The following is a 15,918-nucleotide window of genomic DNA, read 5'->3' on the forward strand; positions in this document are numbered from 1 at the left end:
CCGCGAAAATCAGGTTCCAGCCAGGGCTTCCGCGCCCCGGCATGATTGGCGCACCACCAGTGAGCAGGGCAGCTTGCGAATGCCCGACTGCACCTCGCGGCCTTCCGACATGGCCAGGATGAGCCGACCGGCTTCCCGGCCGAGTGTCCTGAGGTTCATGTCCACCGTCGTCAGCGGCGGCCGCGTCTGGGCCGCCACGATTTCCCAGTTGTCGAAGCCGACCACGGCCACGTCTTCCGGAACCCTGACGCCACGCTCGCGCAGCCCGTCGACGACGCCGCGTGCGATCTGGTCGTTGCCGCAGAAGATGCCGTCCGGCTTCTCTCCGCCGCGCTCCCAGAGTTGCGCCACCGCTTCGTGTCCCCAGGCTTCCGCCCAAATGCCGTGCAGCACCTCCGGCGGCCCGTCGATCGCGGTACGATAGGCATCGGCGCGTTCTCGCACCGACTGGAAAGTCTTGGGGCCGGTCACGTGAACGATCCGCCGACAACCGGCGTCGATCAGGCACCGGGCGGCAAGCCGGGCTCCTTGTTCATCGTCGGACCGGAGCGTAACGCCATCGGTTGCTCCCTTGGTGAAGGCGTAGACCACCGGCACTGGAAGACCAGATAGGTCGACGGGCAGTTGCCGGTCGAGGCGCTTGCCCGACGCGATGATCCCGTCGACACTTTTGTCGAGCATGGCATCGACATGAACGCGTGCCCGTTCCGGGTCGTCCTCTATGGCGCACAGAAAGACCGACACGCCGTGTCCCACCAACTCCTCGGATATGCCGGCCATCACCGGCAGGGTGAAACGACCGTAGGTGTCGTTGGTCAGAAGGCCGATGGTGAAGCTGCGCTTGGTGATCAGCCCCCGCGCCAGCGCGTTTGGTCGGAAGCCGACCTCCAGCGCCACCTTCTTCACCCGCTCCCGCGTCTCGGGGCTCATCCGGCCACTGTCGTTGAGCGCCTTGGAAGCGGTCGAGATCGACACGTTCGCCAGCGCCGCCACGGTGTGGATCGTGACCCGTCCGCGTTTGCCTCCGGTGGCGCTCAGTTTCTCCTCCCCTTGTTCGTTGGCGATGAAAAAACCTTTTCTCTTAGGGCAAGTCAATATGAGAAAACATTTTTCCAAACACGCACGGTCGGGTGGTGCTGGGTTTGCCGGCTGTGTTGCCATGTCCTTGGCAATACAGGTTTTCACTCATTATTTTTTGAACCACCCCAAAGGAGTCGAGGCTGGGAGGAGAGGGGTGGCTAGACTAAAAGCTGATAACCGACATCTGCTTCAGGCGCCTCGTCCGGCATGACGTCCGACGCGAAACGGCGGGGCTGATCCTTTGGACCGCCCCGCCGCTTGATTGAAAGCCTGCCTGCGTCGTTCGTCAGGCGAGAAGATGGTCGACCGCTTTGCACCAGCCGGCGAGGTGCGCTTCGCGAGCCTCGGCGGGCATGATCGGTGCAAACAGCGTCTGCCCTTCGTCGCTGTCCTTCATCGCAAGTCCAAGGCCATGGAAAGCCACCGAAGCGGCTCCGAGAGCGCTCACCTCGGGGAACTTGCCGCGACGGAGCGGTCTGTCGAGAATGTCGGCCTGGAACTGCATCAGGAAGTCGTTGCGCGATGCACCGCCATCGACGGACAGGCCGGAGAGCGGCGCCCCGATGTCGGCTTCCATGGCCGCGAACACGTCACCGACCTGGAAAGCCACCGCCTCGATGGCGGCTCGGGCCAGATGGGCCGGCTGGGTGCCGAGCGCGAGACCGGAAATCTCCCCGCGGACGTCGTTGCGCCAATGCGGCGCCCCGAGCCCGACCAGCGCCGGGATGAAGGTGACGCCGTTGCTGGACGGCACCGTCATGGCGAGGTCGGCAATTGCGGCGGCATCCTTGAGCCCCAGGAGCGACGCCATGAAGGCGACCGTCTGGCCGGAGACCGAGATGTTGCCCTCAAGGGCGTGCCACACCCGGTCGCCGAGGCTCCAGGCTATGGTGCCGGACAGGCCGTGGCGTGAGCGAACGCGCTTCGGCACCAACGACATCAGCGACGTGCCAGTGCCGTAAGTCGCCTTGACGGTGCCTGGTTCGCGCACGCCGTGGCCGAATAGCGCAGCGTGGGAGTCGCCCATCATGCCGTGGATGGGAATGCCGGCCGGCAGGGCTGTCGAATTGGCCGACGTCTCGCCAAAGCGGCTGTCGGAGGATTTCACGTCGGCCATCATGGCCTTCGGCACGCCGAACAGATCACAGAGCTCGTCGCTCCAGACAAGCTTTTCCGTGTCGAAGAGCTGGGTCCGGCTGGCATTGGAGTGATCGGTCGCATGAACCGATCCGCCGGTGAAGTTCCAAAGCAGCCAGCTGTCGATGGTGCCGGCGCGGATTGCGCCCGTCGCCGCGCGAGCGCGGCCATCGGGAACGCGATCGAGTATCCAGCCGATCTTGCTGGCAGGGAACAGCGGGTTGATGCCGAGGCCGGTACGGGCCTCGACGAAGTCGCCGTGGCCGGCGGCAATCAACGACTCGCATGTCGACGCGGTGCGACGGCACTGCCAGATGATGCAAGGTGCAAGCGGTTTGCCCGTACTGGCATCCCAGACCACGATGGATTCGCGCTGATTGGAGACGGCGACGGCAACAACGTCTCCGGCCCGAGAATGGGTGGCCAGTTCGTCGACCACTGCCTTGACCGCCGCCCATATGGCGTCGGCCGATTGCTCGGCCCAGCCTGGCTGCGGATAATCGACGGTCATCGGCCGGGACGCGGAGGCGATCACCGCTCCCGACCTGTCGACGAGCAGCGCCTTGGTATTGGTGGTACCCTGGTCGATGGCCAGGACGAGAGCGTTGTCCATCGTCACCCCTTGCGGCTGATCGCCTTTCGCGCTGCCGCGGCGATACCGGCCGCGGTGAGGCCGAAATGATCGAACAGGAAATCGACGGTACCCGTGGGCACGAAGCCGGGGAAGCCGACCATCTCCATTGGGACGGGGCGGCGAAGCGCGAGCGTCTCGGCCACGGCGCCGCCCAGGCCGCCGCGAACGCTGGCTTCCTCGACCGTGACGACGGCACCGGTTCCGGCGGCATCGACGATCGCCTCGATATCGAGCGGGTTCATCCACGCCATGTTGACCACGCGGGCCGACACGCCGCCGTCCGCCAGCACCTCGGCCGCCCGAAGCGCCTTGTGCAGCATGACGCCGTTGGCGAGGATGGCGACGTCGGTGCCCTCGCGCATCACCTCCGCCTTGCCCGGCTCAATGCGATCGATCCTGTGCTCGAGCGCCGGCACCGGATAGCGGCTGACGCGGATGAACACCGGGCCTTCGTAGGCCGCCGCGAAGCGAATGGCCTGTTCGGTTTCCCAAGGGTCGGACGGCACGATGGTGATCAGGTTGGCGAGTGGCCTCAGCCAGGCGAGATCCTCGATCGAATGGTGCGTGGGGCCAAGTTCGCCATAGCCGATGCCGGGCGACTGGCCGCACAGCTTGACGTTGGTGTTGGAGTAGGCGACGTCGGCCTTCACCTGTTCGAGCGCCCGCCCGGTCAGGAAGCAGGAGGCGCAGGAGACGAAGGGAATGCGCCCGCCGTTGGCAAGGCCGGCGCCGACGCCGACCATGTTTTGCTCGGCGATGCCGACGTTGACGAGCCGTTCGGGCCAGCGCTTCTTGAAGCCGCCGAGCTTGGAGGAGCCGACGCTGTCGTTGACGACGGCGACCACCCGGTCGTCGGCCTCGGCCAGCGCTTCCAGCGTCTTCGAGAAGGCGTCGCGGCAGTCGTGGAGGCCTTCGTTGGTCTTGGTGGCGGCCGACATCAGATGAGCTCCTTCATCGCCTGGGCGAACTGTTCGTCGGTGGGGACGCCGTGGTGCCAGGAGACGTTGTCTTCCATGAAGGACACGCCCTTGCCCTTGATGGTGTTGGCGATGACGCAGAGCGGCTTGTCGCGGCTCTCGGGATCGGCGCCGAGCACGTCGAGCAGGGCGGCGTGGTCGTGGCCGTCGATCATCTCGACATGGAAGCCGAAGGCGCGCCACTTGTCATCGAGCGGGTCGAGGCCGTTGGTCGCCTCGGTACGGTCGCCCTGCTGCAGACGGTTGCGGTCGACGATGACGGTAAGCCGGTTGAGCTTGCGGTGGCCGGCGGCCATGGCCGCTTCCCAGTTGGAGCCTTCCTGCAGTTCGCCGTCGCCGGTAAGCACGAAGGTGCGGTAGTCCTTGGCGGTGAGCTTGCCGGCGATGGCAATGCCGACGGCGACCGGCAGGCCGTGCCCGAGCGGGCCGGTATTGGTTTCGATGCCCGGCAGATAGTTGCGGTTGGGGTGGCCGTTCAGCTTTGAAAGCGGCTGCATGTAGGTCTTGAGTTGGGCTTCCGGAAAGAAGCCCGCCTGCGCCAGCACCGAATAGAAGGCGCCGGTGCAATGCCCCTTGCTCATGATGAAGCGGTCGCGGTCCGGATGGCGCGGCTCGTTGGGGTCATAACGCAAGACGCCGAAGTAGAGCGTCGCCAGGATGTCGGCCGCCGAGAAGTCGCCGCCGGGATGGCCGAGCTGAGCCTCGTGGACCATCGTGAAGGCACTGCGACGGATGCTGAGTGCCCTGGCGCGGACCATGTCGATCCTGTCGGCGCCGGAAACCGGCGCCGAGGCGGTTGAAAGGGACATGTCGTATTCTCCGGGTTGCGGCCGGCTGGCCGTCAACAGAAAGCCTTGAGGCCGAGCGTCGGCGCGACCTCGCCGTTGTGATGGTAGATGGGCAACTTCATGTAGCGGCTGACCGCTTCCTCGACGACGCCCGCCACCTGGCCACGCACCATGGCGACGTGATGCTCGAAGCCGTTCTGCGTCACGACCTTCAGAAGCTGGCGCAGCTTCTCGACCTGAATCACCGCGATGCCGCCGTCCATGCCGTAGGGATCATCGGTGAACTGACCGTCGCCCACGTAGGCCTTGATGGTGGCGTTGAGGTCGTCGGAGGAGAAGCGCAGGAAACTCATCGGCCCCGCCTTCACCTTGCCCTTGACGGCGCCGAAGCACTTGTCGCGACCAATGGTCTCTCCGAGCACGTCGAGTTCGCCGATATTGGGCGTGTCGCCGAAGAAGCTCTTCGGATAGTTACCGCAGTGGGTGCCGACGCACTTGTCGGGGTCGTAGCCGTAGTTGTTGTTCCAGTCGAGGATGGCGGCCGGCTGGCCGGCGGCGAGCGTCAGCGCGTACATCGACAGCGTGCCGAGCACGTCCACTTCGCAGGCGCTGGGCATCAGCTTTTCGCCCATCATGCTCATGGAAAGGCAGGTGGCGCAGCCATAGTTGTCCTGCAGCGACCGCCAGCACTGGATCGCCGAGGCGTCGCAGTCGTTCTCGCCCATCCACTCGTCGATGGCGATGCCCCATTTGGCCTGCTTCAGAACCTGCTCGGGACGGATATGGGCGTCGATCTTGCCGTACCCGCCGATGGCTTCGAGCTTGTCCTTGACGCTGGCGGCGTTGTCGTCGATCGCCTTGGCGCGCCCGATGATCTCCGAGAGGTCGACCGGTACCACGGTGACGCCCATGGCCTGGAGCAGCTTCTCCGAATAGCGCATGGTCTGGAACGGCGCCGTACGGGCGCCGATGGCGCCGATACGAGCATGGCTGAGGCCGCGCACCGTGCGACAGACGCGGGCGAAGGTGTCGAGATCGCTGCCGAACTCCTCGCCGTCGAGGTCGGAGGTATGGCTGGTCGTCTCGGTGAAGGGAATGCCGTAATTGTAGAAGTTATTAGCGACGGAGATCTTGCCGCAGAAGGCGTCTCGGCGGCTCTTGACGTCGACCTTGTCGAACTCGTCGTTGCAGGCCTGCAAGAGGATGGGGACGCCCAGGCTGGCGGCCATCACCATTTCGATGATGGCGATCTCGTCGCCGAAGTTGGCGAGCGAGATGACGAGGCCGTCGATCTCGCCTTTGTGGGCGGCAAAGAAGCGACCATAGAGCTTGGCATCATCGCGCGTCTGCACCGCCCCGTTCACGGTGGCGTCCACCGGGGGCATCAGTGTCCGAATGCCGAGGCGGGCCGCCTGGGCTTCCAGATCGTTGCGCGCCTTGATGCAAGGGGCGCCGTTGAAGAATTGCCGGCTGCCAACCACCAGGCCGAGGGTTACTTCGCGCTTGAACTTGTCCGTCATTCCATCCTCCCGCCGACGATGCTTGCGTCGACACGAATTCAGTTTTCGATTTTTATCGCTTTCTTTCGTTTGATGATGTTTTTTGGGGGGCGTTTTGTCAATAGGGTTTTTCCCCGTTCACTGAGCCGACATGCCGCCGATCCATTCTTCATCCGGCCGATATGGCAAAAAGTTTGGCCGCCGGCCGGAAATCGGAGTTATAAGGATCGCAAGAAAGCGAAGGTTTCCATGGTGACTGAAGCATCGAATGGTCGCGGAACGGACGCGGGCGCCGCCGGCAAGCGCGGCGGAGCCGCGGCGGAATCGCCCGCTTTCACAGGGCTTCTGGCCGAACCGCGTCGCATGAAGATTCTCGAATGGCTTCAGGAGGAAGGCAGCGCCCGCGTACGCGAGCTGTCGCAGGCCTTCAAGGTATCGGAAGCCACGATCAGGCAGGATCTGGAGCGGCTCGAGCAGGAAGGTCATATCCTGCGCGAACACGGCGGCGCCTATCTGAAGACCGTGCAGCAGCAAGTCGGCACCATGTCGCTGCAGCACATCGAGAACATGGATCGCAAGCGGAAGATCGGCGCCAAGGCGGCGTCGCTGGTGAAGAATAATGAGACGATCATTCTCGATGCTGGCTCCACCACCACCGAGATCGCCCAACGCCTGACGACCCGCGAAAATCTGACAGTCATCACCAACGCGCTCAATATCGCCATCATTCTTGGTGCCGTCCCCGGCTATGCCGTGCATATGCCCGGCGGCCAGTTCAAGGCGCCGACGCTGTCGCTCTCGGGCGATAAGTCGGTCGAGTACTTCCGCAACATCTTCGCTTCGAAACTGTTTCTCGCGACGGCCGGCGTATCTGTCGACGCCGGGCTTACCTACCCCAGCTTTGCCGATCTTCAGCTCAAGGAAGCGATGATCAAGGCCGCCGCCCACGTCTATCTCGTCGCCGACTCGTCCAAGATCAACCGAACGTCTTTTACGCGGCTCGGCAATCTCGACGTGATCCACTCGTTCGTGACTGACGATGGCATCGCCGATAGCGATGCCAAGGAATTCGAGCGCCGGGGCATCGAGCTGATCGTCGCCACCTGATCTCGCTCTCCAGCTAGCTGGATTCTCGTCGGTCGGCGTCATTCTCGCCTGGGCTTTGCGCTGCGCCGTCACGATGATGTCGGCGGTCTCCTTGTCATGTCGTGGGGGCTTGGCTGCTCGCCTGTGGCGAGTTTTGGCTGGCTTGCTACCTTTCGAATATTATCGACTTTTGTCTAGTAGCGCTCGATCTCGTGATCATTGGTGTTGCGACGGACGACTCCTGATCAGGAAGGCGGACCTCTCTTTAGGCCGAATCGCGGAAGTCGGCGGAAAATTTCGTCCAGCTTATGCCGCTCCGCCAAATGGCGGTCTGCGGGTGCGAATGATCCGTTGACAAACGATAGAAAACGAAAATAATCGAAACATGAGGTTCGGGACGGAGATCCCCGCGACCCTAGGGAGGATGAGCATGCCAGATCATGCTGCGTCGCGTTGGCCTTTCGCCGACGCGGCCGACAACCAGTCGTTCGCCGCTCCTCGCGGCCAGGACGGCCTAGTGCTTTCAAGGCGTCTCATCGTTGCCGGCGTGTTGGCAGTGGCATTGGCCGGCTGCAAGATCCTGCCGATCCAGAGTGAGTCCGAGGCGGCCCAACAGAAGTTCAATGGCGTCGACTATGTGACCAAGCTTTGGGATGGCGAGGTCATGCCGGTCGTCGGCGACAAGGCGTTTCCGATCGAGACGGTGATCACTGCCATCGAGGGTGGCCTCGACAAGGCGGGTCAGGAGTTCGGCCATCGCCCCGCGGAAGAGGGCAGTCCCTGGAGCTTCGTCGTCAAGGGTACGGCGGTGATCAAGGAAAAGAACACCGCCTCGCGCGCCGGCACCTTGTTGATCGACGTTGCGACCGCGAAGGGGCCTGTGCCGGTCACCATCCAGATCGGTCCGGTGATCAAGGGCAACTCGCTGCGCGATGCCATGCCCTTCATCAACTTCCAGAATTTCACCAATCAGCTTGAGTTCGCCGAGGTTGGCCGCGCTTTCAATGGCCGCGTCGTCGCCGATCTCAAATCGGTCGCCGATGGGCTGGCTCCCGGTCAGACGATCGCCTACTCCGGCACCTTCTCGCTCAACTCGGCCACTGACAAGATACTGCTGACTCCGGTTCTGATCGGTCCTGCGGGAGGCGGAGAATGAGTGCGCTGGAGCGGTCCGACGCACCGGAGGTCATTCTTCGCGCCGAGAAGATGACCCGCGTCTTCCCTGGTACCATTGCCTTGGAAGACGTCGATTTCGACGTTTATGAGCGCTCGGTGAACGTGCTGATCGGCGAGAACGGAGCCGGCAAGTCGACGCTGATGCGCATCCTCGCCGGCGTCGATCAGGCCACCTCCGGTCGCATCATGATGGGCGGCGAGGAAGTGCGGTTTTCCTCCGTGCTCGACGCGGCGAAGAAGGGCATCGGCATCGTCTTCCAGGAGCTCAATCTCTGCCCCAACCTCAGCGTCACCGAGAACATCTTCCTTGGCCGCGACATGACCAAGGGCGGCGTCCACATCGACATGCCGCGCCAACGCGAGCGGGCGAAGGAACTGCTCGCCCGCCTTGAGCACAACATCGATCCCGACACCTTGGTCGACGACCTTCGGATCGGCGAGCAGCAGATCGTGGAGATCGCCAAGGCGCTGGCCGACGACGCCCGTGTGCTGATCATGGACGAGCCGACGTCGGCGCTGTCGGCTTCCGAGGTGGAGGTTTTGTTCCGTGTCATCGCCGAGCTGAAGAAGTCGGGCGTTGCTATCATCTACATCTCCCACCGCCTCGAGGAACTCGTCCGTATCGGCGACTACTTCACCGTGCTGCGCGACGGCCATTTCCAGGCAAGTGCGCCCAAGGGTGAGGCAACCATTCCCTGGATCATTCGCCAGATGCTCGGCACCTCCGAGTTTGCCAAGCGTCAGCAACGAGAGGTGAAGGTCGGTGAGCCCGTGCTCTCGGTTCGGAACCTGAAGCTGCCGCGCGTGGGTGGCGGTTATCTCGTCGATGATGTCAGCGTCGACTTCCGGGCCGGCGAGATCGTCGGCATCTACGGCCTCTTGGGCGCCGGCCGCTCCGAGCTCTTCGAAAGCCTGTTCGGCCTCAGGGCCGACGCGCGCGGCGAAGTCACCATCGGAGGCCGGGCAATCGATCAGCTTCCGGTATCCAGGCGCATTGCCGCCGGCCTGTTCCTTGTCCCGGAGGATCGGCAGCGTGACGGACTGGTGCAGAACCTCACCGTCGGCAAGAACCTGTCGCTTGCCAGTCTCGCCAAGGTCACCAAGCTCTTCACCGTGCAGAACGGCGCCGAACGCAAGGCGATCGACGCTCTGTTCCGCTCGCTGCGCATCAAGGCGCCGTCGCCGGAAACGCCCATCACGTCCCTGTCAGGCGGCAACCAGCAGAAGGTGGTCATCGGCAAGAGCCTGATGACCGAGCCAAGGGTGCTCCTCCTGGACGAGCCCACCCGGGGCATCGATATCGGCGCCAAGGAAGAGGTGTTCCGCACCATGCGCGAACTGGCCGATCAGGGCCTCGCTGTGGTCTTCGCAACCTCAGACCTCAAGGAGGTTCACGCGGTGTCCGACCGTGTGCTGGTGATGTCGCAGGGGCGGATCACAGCCGACCTCCCCGACCACGAGGCGACCGACGAGGTCATCGTTCGCGCGTCCACCAAGGGGCACGCCGTACCCGCTCACGACCACCCGGTTCAGGATCAGTGACCATGACCAACACAGTTGCAACACCGGCGGCCGAAGCGCCCAAGGGACAGTCCACGCTGCTCCTTCTGCTCCTGAAGCTCAGGACCTTCATCGCGTTGATCGCCGTCGTCGTTTTCTTCAGTCTGATGGCGCCCAACTTCGTCAGCGTCGCCAATGCGGTGATCGTTTCCAAGCACGTGGCGATCAATGCCTTCCTGGCCATCGGCATGACCTTCGTCATCCTGACCGGCGGCATCGATCTCTCGGTCGGCGCCATCGTTGGCCTGGTCGGCATGGTCGCCGGCGCGCTGGTTCTCTACGGCATTCCGCTCGAGATGTTCGGCGTGGTGATCTATCCCAATGTCTGGGAGGTGATCGGCATCGCGCTCCTGGTCGGCACTTTCGTCGGCTTGGTCAATGGCCTCCTGATCACCCGAATGCAGGTGGCTCCGTTCATCGCCACGCTCGGCATGCTCTACGTTGCCCGCGGTACGGCGTTGCTGATGTCGGGCGGCTCCACCTTCCCGAACCTGATCGGCAAGCCGGAGTTCGGCAATCAGGGCTTCCCGGCCTTGGGTGCCGGCACCATCCTCGGCATTCCCCTGTCGATCTGGTTGTTGCTGGTCGTGGCCGGTGTCGCCGCCTACGTCGCCACCAAGACGCCCTTCGGTCGCCAGATCTACGCGGTGGGCGGCAATGAGCGCGCCGCCACGCTCAGCGGCGTCAGCGTCGACCGGGTCAAACTCGCCGTCTACATGATCTCGGGCTTCTGTGCTGCCATTGCCGGTCTCGTCGTCGCTTCGCAGCTCGTGGCGTCGCATCCGGCGTCCGGCGAGACCTTCGAAATGAATGCCATCGCGGCGGCCGTGCTTGGCGGCACGTCGCTGTCGGGCGGTCGCGGCACCATCGGCGGCACCATCGTCGGTGCCTTCGTCATCGGCGTGCTCTCCGACGGCCTCGTCATGATGGGCGTCTCGGAGTTCTGGCAGATGGTCATCAAGGGCGTCGTCATCGTTGGCGCGGTCATCCTTGACCAGATGCAGCGCCGCATCGCCCGCAACGCCCGGCTTGGCTGAGACCCGGCTGAGATTTCGACGCCGACCGAAGTCCCGGCCGGCGTCAACGACAGCGGCCGTCGACACCCGACGTGAACCGCGACCCGCTGAGAGGTGTGCGGCGGGCTTTAGTGGAGGAGAAAGACATGTCGCTTCGCAAAACCCTGAAGACGGTTTCCCTCGGCCTGCTGGCCGGTATCGCCCTGACCGCCTCGGCGCTGGCCGCCGATGGCAAGCTGATCGTCATCATCACCCCCAGCCACGACAACCCCTTCTTCAAGCAGGAAGCGGTGGGCGCCCAGGCCAAGGCCAAGGAACTCGGCTACGACGCTGCGATTTACAGCCATGACGACGATGCCAATAAGCAGAACGACCTGATCGACTCGGCCATTGCCCAGAAGGCCGCCGCGATCATCCTCGACAACGCAGGTGCCGACGCGACCGTCGCCGCCGTGCAGAAGGCCAAGGATGCCGGTGTGCCGTCGTTCCTGATCGACCGCGAGATCAACGCCAACGGCATTGCCGTCGCCCAGATCGTCTCCAACAACTATCAGGGCGCCACCCTGGTTGCCGAAAGCTTCGTCGAGGCCATGGGCGAGAAGGGCAACTTCGTCGAGCTGGTCGGCAAGGAGTCCGACACCAACGCCGGTGTGCGGTCCAAGGGCTTCCATGACGTGATCGATCAGTATCCCGACATGAAGATGGTCGCCCAGCAGAGCGCCAACTGGAGCCAGACCGAGGCCTTCTCCAAGATGGAATCGATCCTTCAGGCCAATCCGGACATCCAGGGCGTGATCTCCGGCAACGACACCATGGCCATGGGCGCCATGGCCGCTCTCGAGGCCGCTGGCCGCAAGGACGTTCTGGTCGCCGGTTTTGACGGCTCCAACGATGTCCGCGATGCCATCCTCGCCGGCAAGATCCATGCGACCGGCCTGCAGCCGGCCTTCCGTCAGGCCCAGTATGCCGTCGAACTGGCCGACAAGTACCTCAAGGAAGGTTCGACCGGTCAGCCGGAGAAGATCTCCATGGACTGCGTGCTGATCACCAAGGAAAACGCCGCCAAGCTCGACAACTTCGCGCTCAAGGACTGATCTGCGAAGCGAGCTATCCCGGCAGGCTTGCCTGCCGGGAGTGGCAAAGGAAAAGCGGAACAGGCAGACACCGAGCGGTGTCTGCCTGTTTTGTCATTGGCCGCGCCAGGTGCGCGAAGCGACGGATGCTGACGGTCAGGCGAACTCCGGCGTCAGAACCGCGTTCTTGAGGGCGATCGAGTAAGGATGCTGCGGGTTGTCCAGCACGTCGCGCGCGTTCCCCCGTTCCACCACTTCGCCCTTCTTCATGATGATGATGCGATCCGAGATATAGTAGGCCGTGGCAAGGTCGTGGGTGATATAGATGATCGACAGCCCCAGTCGGTCTCGCAGCGAGCCGAACAGGTTGACGATCGACATCCTGAGAGAAGCATCGACCATCGAGACGGGCTCGTCGGCCACCAGAAGGCGCGGGTCTGGGATCAGCGCTCGCGCGATGGCGGTGCGCTGCAACTGGCCACCGGAAAGCTCGTGCGGGAAGCGGCCCCGAACCTCGGCCAGCGTAAGCCCCACTTCGACCAGCGTCTGGTCGACGCGCGCTTCGATCTCGGCGCGTGTTGGCCTGCCGTTCGCCGACATGAAGTTGGCGGCGGTGGCGAAGAGATAGCGATCGACCCGCTTCAGGGGGTTGAAGGCCTCGAAGGGGTTTTGCAGCACCGGCTGCACCTTGGCCATGAAGGCGCGATGCTCGGCCCGGCCGTGGATGCTGGCGACGTCGATGCCGTCGAACAACACGCGCCCACGCGTCGGCAACTGCTGGCCCAGGACCATGGCGGCCAGCGTCGATTTGCCGGACCCCGATTCGCCGACCACCGAAAGGATCTCCGGCCGTTCGGCTTCGATCTGCAGGGAAATGTCCTTCACCGCCTCGACGGAGCGGCGCGACAGCAGACCGCCTTGCAGGAACGTCTTGCTGACGTGGTCGATGTCGAGGATGAGGCTCATGATGTCGCTCCCGACACGGCAAAGCAGGCAACGCGATGGCGTGGCGTAAGGTTGGTCATCGCCGGCACCTCCCTGGAACAGATGTCCATGGCCAGCGGGCAGCGCGGATGGAAACGGCAGCCGGACGGCGGATCGGCAAGGCTCGGCGGCCGGCCGGACAGCGATGCCCGTCGTGTCGTGTCGCCGATTTTTGGCAGCGAGGCGACCAGATGCTGGGTGTAGGGGTGGCGAGCCCCCCGAAACAACGTCGGGGTGTCGGCCTCCTCGACGAGTCGTCCGGCGTAGACGATGCCGACGCGGTCCGACACCGTGGCGTGCACGCTCATGTCGTGGGTGACGAACAGGAAGGACGAGCCGAGATCGCGCTGAATGTCGCGCAACATGGTGAGAACATCGCGCTGGACGATGACGTCGAGCGCCGTCGTCGGCTCGTCGGCGACGATGAACTCCGGCGTGCAGACGGTGGCGAGCGCGATGGTGGTGCGCTGGCGCATGCCGCCGGACAGCTGATGCGGATAGCTGTCGAGCACGCCCGGATCTAGATCGAGCTTCTTGAGATGATCACGAACCTTGTCCCAGAAGGCGGTGCGACCGAGGCCCATGTGGTTGAAGGCGAAGTCGTAGAAGGAATGCCTGATCCGGCGCACCGGGTTCAGCACGTTCATCGACCCTTGCATGATGTAGGACAGATGCCGCCAGCGGATGGCCTGCAACTCGTCCGGTCTCAGGCTGTAGACGTCATGGGCCTGTCCGCCGAAGTTGAAGCGGACGTTGCCGCCGACCACGTGCAGCGGTGGCCGGATGGCGCCGACGATGGTCTTGATCAGCGACGTCTTCCCTGAGGAAGATTCGCCGGCGACGCCGTAGATCTCGCCCTTGGCGACGGTGAGGCTGATGTCGTCCACCGCGCGGATGTCGCGGTCGATTCCGAAGGCCTTGGTCGTGTAGTAGGCCTTCAGCCTGTCGACGACCAGCATCGGCTCGACCGCAGTGTCGGAGGCGTGGAGAAGCGATTCGGTCTGCATCGGCTCAGTTCCCCATCCGGTTCAGGCGGCTGCGAGGATCGATGTACTCGTTCATCGACATGGACAGCAGGAACAGGCCGATAAACAGGATCACGATGGCGGCCACGGGCGCAGCCACCCACCACCAGATGCCCGAGATCAGGGCGGAGTGGGAGTTGGCCCAATAGATCATCTGGCCCATGGTCGGAGTGTCGACGTCGGTGAAGCCGAGCACCGAAAGGGTGATCTCCATGCCGATCGACCAGATCATGTTGTTCATGGTGGTCGCAAAGACGATCGGCATCACGTAGGGCAAATGCTCCTCGACGAGGATCTTGCGCATGCTCATGCCCGAGTAGACGCTCTGCGTCGTGAAGGGGCGCGTTCTGAGGCTCATGGCGATCGATCGGATCAGCCGGGCATCATAGGACCAGCCGAGAGCCGACAGGATCAGGACCAGCATCAGCCAGTTCATGTCATCCTTCAGCACGAAGTAGAACAGAACCAGGATCGGAAACTGCGGGATCACCATGATGGAGTCGTTGATCGCCATCAGGATCCGGTCGACGCGGCCACCGGCGTAGCCGGCGGAGAGCCCGACCACGAGCGACAGGATGCGCGACAGGAAGGCCACCGCGACGCCGAAGCCAAACGTGTTTCTGAGCCCGATCATCAGCTGCCAGAACGTGTCCTGACCGCGTGAGGTCGTTCCCAGCCAGAACTCGGCGTCCGGCGGCAGATCCGGCGGCACGACGTAGATTTCCGATGCCGGATAGGGCGAGAAGAAGGAAAGGATGACGGCAGCGATCAGCAGCAGCAGGATCAACAGGCCGATGGCGAATTCGATGTTGTAGCGGATGAGGTCGCGAATGATCGTGAACATGGCCATCACTCCGCCTTGATGCGTGGGTCGAGCAGCGGGCTGAGGATGTCGATCAGAAACACCGCGATTGCGACGCCGATGATCGAGAGCGAAGCGAGGCCAAGCACGAGGCTGTAGTCGCCCGCGTGCACCGCATCGATCAGTAGCGTTCCGATGCCGGGGTAGCCGAACACGATCTCGGTGATCACCGTGCCGTTGAAGATGGCGCCGAGCGACATGGCGAGGCCGGTGAGCTGCGGGACGATGGCATTGCGCACCACATAGGAGCGCAGGATGCGGGTCGAGCCGACGCCGCCGAGTTCGGCAAAGGTCACGTAATCCTCGGTGACGATGTTGGATGTCAGCGCCCGCATGCCCGTGAGCCACGAGCCGGCGCCCACAAGAACCAGCGCCATGGCGGGCAAGATGGAGTGGCGGATTATGTCGAGCACGAGAGTGAACGACAACGTCAGGTCGGCATTCATCTCGTAGCCACCGGTAATCGGCAGCACCGGCCAGACGAAGCCGAACAGGATCAGCAGGATGAAGGCGAGAATGTAGTAGGGGATCGGCTGCAGGCCGATCAGGCCGAGGCTGATGATCTTCAGCAGACGGCTCTTACGATAGTAGCCGGCGAGCGCTCCCAGAGTGTTGCCGATGGTGAAGGAGATCAGTGTCGCCGATATCATCAGCCCGACCGTCCATGGCAGCGCGCGGAAGATGATCTGCGACACCGGGGTCGGGAAGGCTGACAGCGAAGGGCCGAGGTCGCCGCGAATGAGGCGGGACCAGAAGGAGACATATTGCTCGAAGACGTTACCCTGCAGCCCGTAGAGCTCGGTTAGCGTCTTTCGCATCAGTTCGATCGCTTCCGGATCGGACTTGCCGAAGTTGGTGATAGCGGAAATCGACTCGGCGACGGGATCGACCGGGGTCATGTGGGTGATGAAGAAGGTCGCGGATATGCCGAGGAAGACGACCAGCACCAGCTGGCCGAAACGGCGCGCGACGAAAACCAGGTAAGCTGCCACGGGATCCCTAGCTCCGCTTTCAGTGCCGG

Annotated in this window: 14 protein-coding genes; 5 read left to right on the forward strand and 9 right to left on the reverse strand. The window is 63.5% G+C overall.

All coding sequences use genetic code 11. The features are described from left to right. Positions 1 to 9: 9 nt before the first annotated feature. The 5 genes from M4J40_RS09470 to M4J40_RS09490 all read right to left on the reverse strand — a co-directional run bounded on the left by M4J40_RS09470 (position 10) and on the right by M4J40_RS09490 (position 6,136). Complete coding sequence (locus M4J40_RS09470) at positions 10 to 1,038, reverse strand: LacI family DNA-binding transcriptional regulator (RefSeq protein WP_311134113.1); 1,029 nt, start codon at positions 1,036 to 1,038, stop codon at positions 10 to 12. 328 nt (positions 1,039 to 1,366) lie between these two features. After that, the gene (locus M4J40_RS09475; protein WP_251753841.1) at positions 1,367 to 2,830 is read right to left on the reverse strand and encodes a glycerol kinase; all 1,464 of its coding nucleotides are present in this window, start codon (positions 2,828 to 2,830) and stop codon (positions 1,367 to 1,369) included. A 2-nt stretch (positions 2,831 to 2,832) separates the two neighbouring features. Next, positions 2,833 to 3,789, reverse strand: coding sequence for a transketolase family protein (locus M4J40_RS09480; RefSeq protein WP_251753842.1), 957 nt, complete (start codon positions 3,787 to 3,789; stop codon positions 2,833 to 2,835). Beyond that, a complete protein-coding gene (locus tag M4J40_RS09485; RefSeq protein WP_311134098.1) occupies positions 3,789 to 4,637 on the reverse strand; it encodes a transketolase in 849 nt (282 codons plus the stop codon). Before M4J40_RS09485 ends, M4J40_RS09480 begins: the two co-directional genes overlap by 1 nt. A 32-nt stretch (positions 4,638 to 4,669) precedes the next feature. Beyond that, positions 4,670 to 6,136 carry an L-fucose/L-arabinose isomerase family protein gene (locus tag M4J40_RS09490; RefSeq protein ID WP_251753843.1) on the reverse strand — a complete coding sequence of 489 codons (1,467 nt, stop codon included), beginning with the start codon at positions 6,134 to 6,136 and terminating at the stop codon, positions 4,670 to 4,672. Here M4J40_RS09490 and M4J40_RS09495 point away from each other — a divergent pair. The 5 genes from M4J40_RS09495 (at position 6,080) to M4J40_RS09515 (ending at position 12,047) form a co-directional block, all read left to right on the forward strand. Beyond that, complete coding sequence (locus tag M4J40_RS09495; protein ID WP_251753844.1) at positions 6,080 to 7,222, forward strand: DeoR/GlpR family DNA-binding transcription regulator; 1,143 nt, start codon at positions 6,080 to 6,082, stop codon at positions 7,220 to 7,222. The genes M4J40_RS09490 and M4J40_RS09495 overlap by 57 nt on opposite strands. A 409-nt stretch (positions 7,223 to 7,631) precedes the next feature. Beyond that, positions 7,632 to 8,357 (forward strand): DUF2291 domain-containing protein, encoded by a 726-nt coding sequence (locus M4J40_RS09500; protein WP_251753845.1) that lies wholly within the window; start codon positions 7,632 to 7,634, stop codon positions 8,355 to 8,357. Then, positions 8,354 to 9,919, forward strand: coding sequence for a sugar ABC transporter ATP-binding protein (locus M4J40_RS09505; protein WP_251753846.1), 1,566 nt, complete (start codon positions 8,354 to 8,356; stop codon positions 9,917 to 9,919). The genes M4J40_RS09500 and M4J40_RS09505 overlap by 4 nt, the downstream gene beginning before the upstream one ends. A 2-nt stretch (positions 9,920 to 9,921) precedes the next feature. Further along, entirely contained in the window at positions 9,922 to 10,974 is a 1,053-nt protein-coding gene (locus M4J40_RS09510; protein WP_251753847.1) for an ABC transporter permease, read from the forward strand. 125 nt (positions 10,975 to 11,099) lie between these two features. Next, positions 11,100 to 12,047 carry a D-ribose ABC transporter substrate-binding protein gene (locus M4J40_RS09515; RefSeq protein ID WP_251753848.1) on the forward strand — a complete coding sequence of 316 codons (948 nt, stop codon included), beginning with the start codon at positions 11,100 to 11,102 and terminating at the stop codon, positions 12,045 to 12,047. A 135-nt stretch (positions 12,048 to 12,182) separates the two neighbouring features. Here M4J40_RS09515 and M4J40_RS09520 read toward each other — a convergent pair whose 3' ends face one another. From M4J40_RS09520 to M4J40_RS09535, 4 genes are read right to left on the reverse strand one after another with little or no spacing between them, the layout of a single operon-like run. Beyond that, a complete protein-coding gene (locus M4J40_RS09520) occupies positions 12,183 to 12,992 on the reverse strand; it encodes an ABC transporter ATP-binding protein (RefSeq protein WP_251753849.1) in 810 nt (269 codons plus the stop codon). Next, positions 12,989 to 13,969, reverse strand: coding sequence for an ABC transporter ATP-binding protein (locus tag M4J40_RS09525; RefSeq protein ID WP_405030741.1), 981 nt, complete (start codon positions 13,967 to 13,969; stop codon positions 12,989 to 12,991). The genes M4J40_RS09520 and M4J40_RS09525 overlap by 4 nt, the downstream gene beginning before the upstream one ends. 52 nt (positions 13,970 to 14,021) lie before the next feature. Beyond that, a complete protein-coding gene (locus M4J40_RS09530) occupies positions 14,022 to 14,879 on the reverse strand; it encodes an ABC transporter permease (RefSeq protein WP_251753851.1) in 858 nt (285 codons plus the stop codon). Between the two features lie 5 nt (positions 14,880 to 14,884). Further along, on the reverse strand, positions 14,885 to 15,889 hold the full coding sequence (locus M4J40_RS09535; RefSeq protein ID WP_251753852.1) for an ABC transporter permease subunit: 1,005 nt from the start codon (positions 15,887 to 15,889) through the stop codon (positions 14,885 to 14,887). Positions 15,890 to 15,918 lie beyond the last annotated feature (29 nt).

The sequence above is a fragment of the Pleomorphomonas sp. JP5 genome (genome assembly GCF_023721815.1).
Taxonomy (GTDB): Bacteria; Pseudomonadota; Alphaproteobacteria; order Rhizobiales; family Pleomorphomonadaceae; genus Pleomorphomonas.

Excerpts from the sequence above, each read along its gene's own strand:
- M4J40_RS09515 (WP_251753848.1), top strand. The coding sequence starts at position 11,100 with ATGTCGCTTCGCAAAACCCTGAAGACGGTTTCCCTCGGCCTGCTGGCC.
- M4J40_RS09500 (WP_251753845.1), top strand. The coding sequence starts at position 7,632 with ATGCCAGATCATGCTGCGTCGCGTTGGCCTTTCGCCGACGCGGCCGAC.
- M4J40_RS09485 (WP_311134098.1), bottom strand. The coding sequence starts at position 4,637 with ATGTCCCTTTCAACCGCCTCGGCGCCGGTTTCCGGCGCCGACAGGATC.
- M4J40_RS09475 (WP_251753841.1), bottom strand. The coding sequence starts at position 2,830 with ATGGACAACGCTCTCGTCCTGGCCATCGACCAGGGTACCACCAATACC.
- M4J40_RS09520 (WP_251753849.1), bottom strand. The coding sequence starts at position 12,992 with ATGAGCCTCATCCTCGACATCGACCACGTCAGCAAGACGTTCCTGCAA.
- M4J40_RS09480 (WP_251753842.1), bottom strand. The coding sequence starts at position 3,789 with ATGTCGGCCGCCACCAAGACCAACGAAGGCCTCCACGACTGCCGCGAC.
- M4J40_RS09490 (WP_251753843.1), bottom strand. The coding sequence starts at position 6,136 with ATGACGGACAAGTTCAAGCGCGAAGTAACCCTCGGCCTGGTGGTTGGC.
- M4J40_RS09525 (WP_405030741.1), bottom strand. The coding sequence starts at position 13,969 with ATGCTGGTCGTCGACAGGCTGAAGGCCTACTACACGACCAAGGCCTTC.
- M4J40_RS09505 (WP_251753846.1), top strand. The coding sequence starts at position 8,354 with ATGAGTGCGCTGGAGCGGTCCGACGCACCGGAGGTCATTCTTCGCGCC.
- M4J40_RS09530 (WP_251753851.1), bottom strand. The coding sequence starts at position 14,879 with ATGTTCACGATCATTCGCGACCTCATCCGCTACAACATCGAATTCGCC.
- M4J40_RS09510 (WP_251753847.1), top strand. The coding sequence starts at position 9,922 with ATGACCAACACAGTTGCAACACCGGCGGCCGAAGCGCCCAAGGGACAG.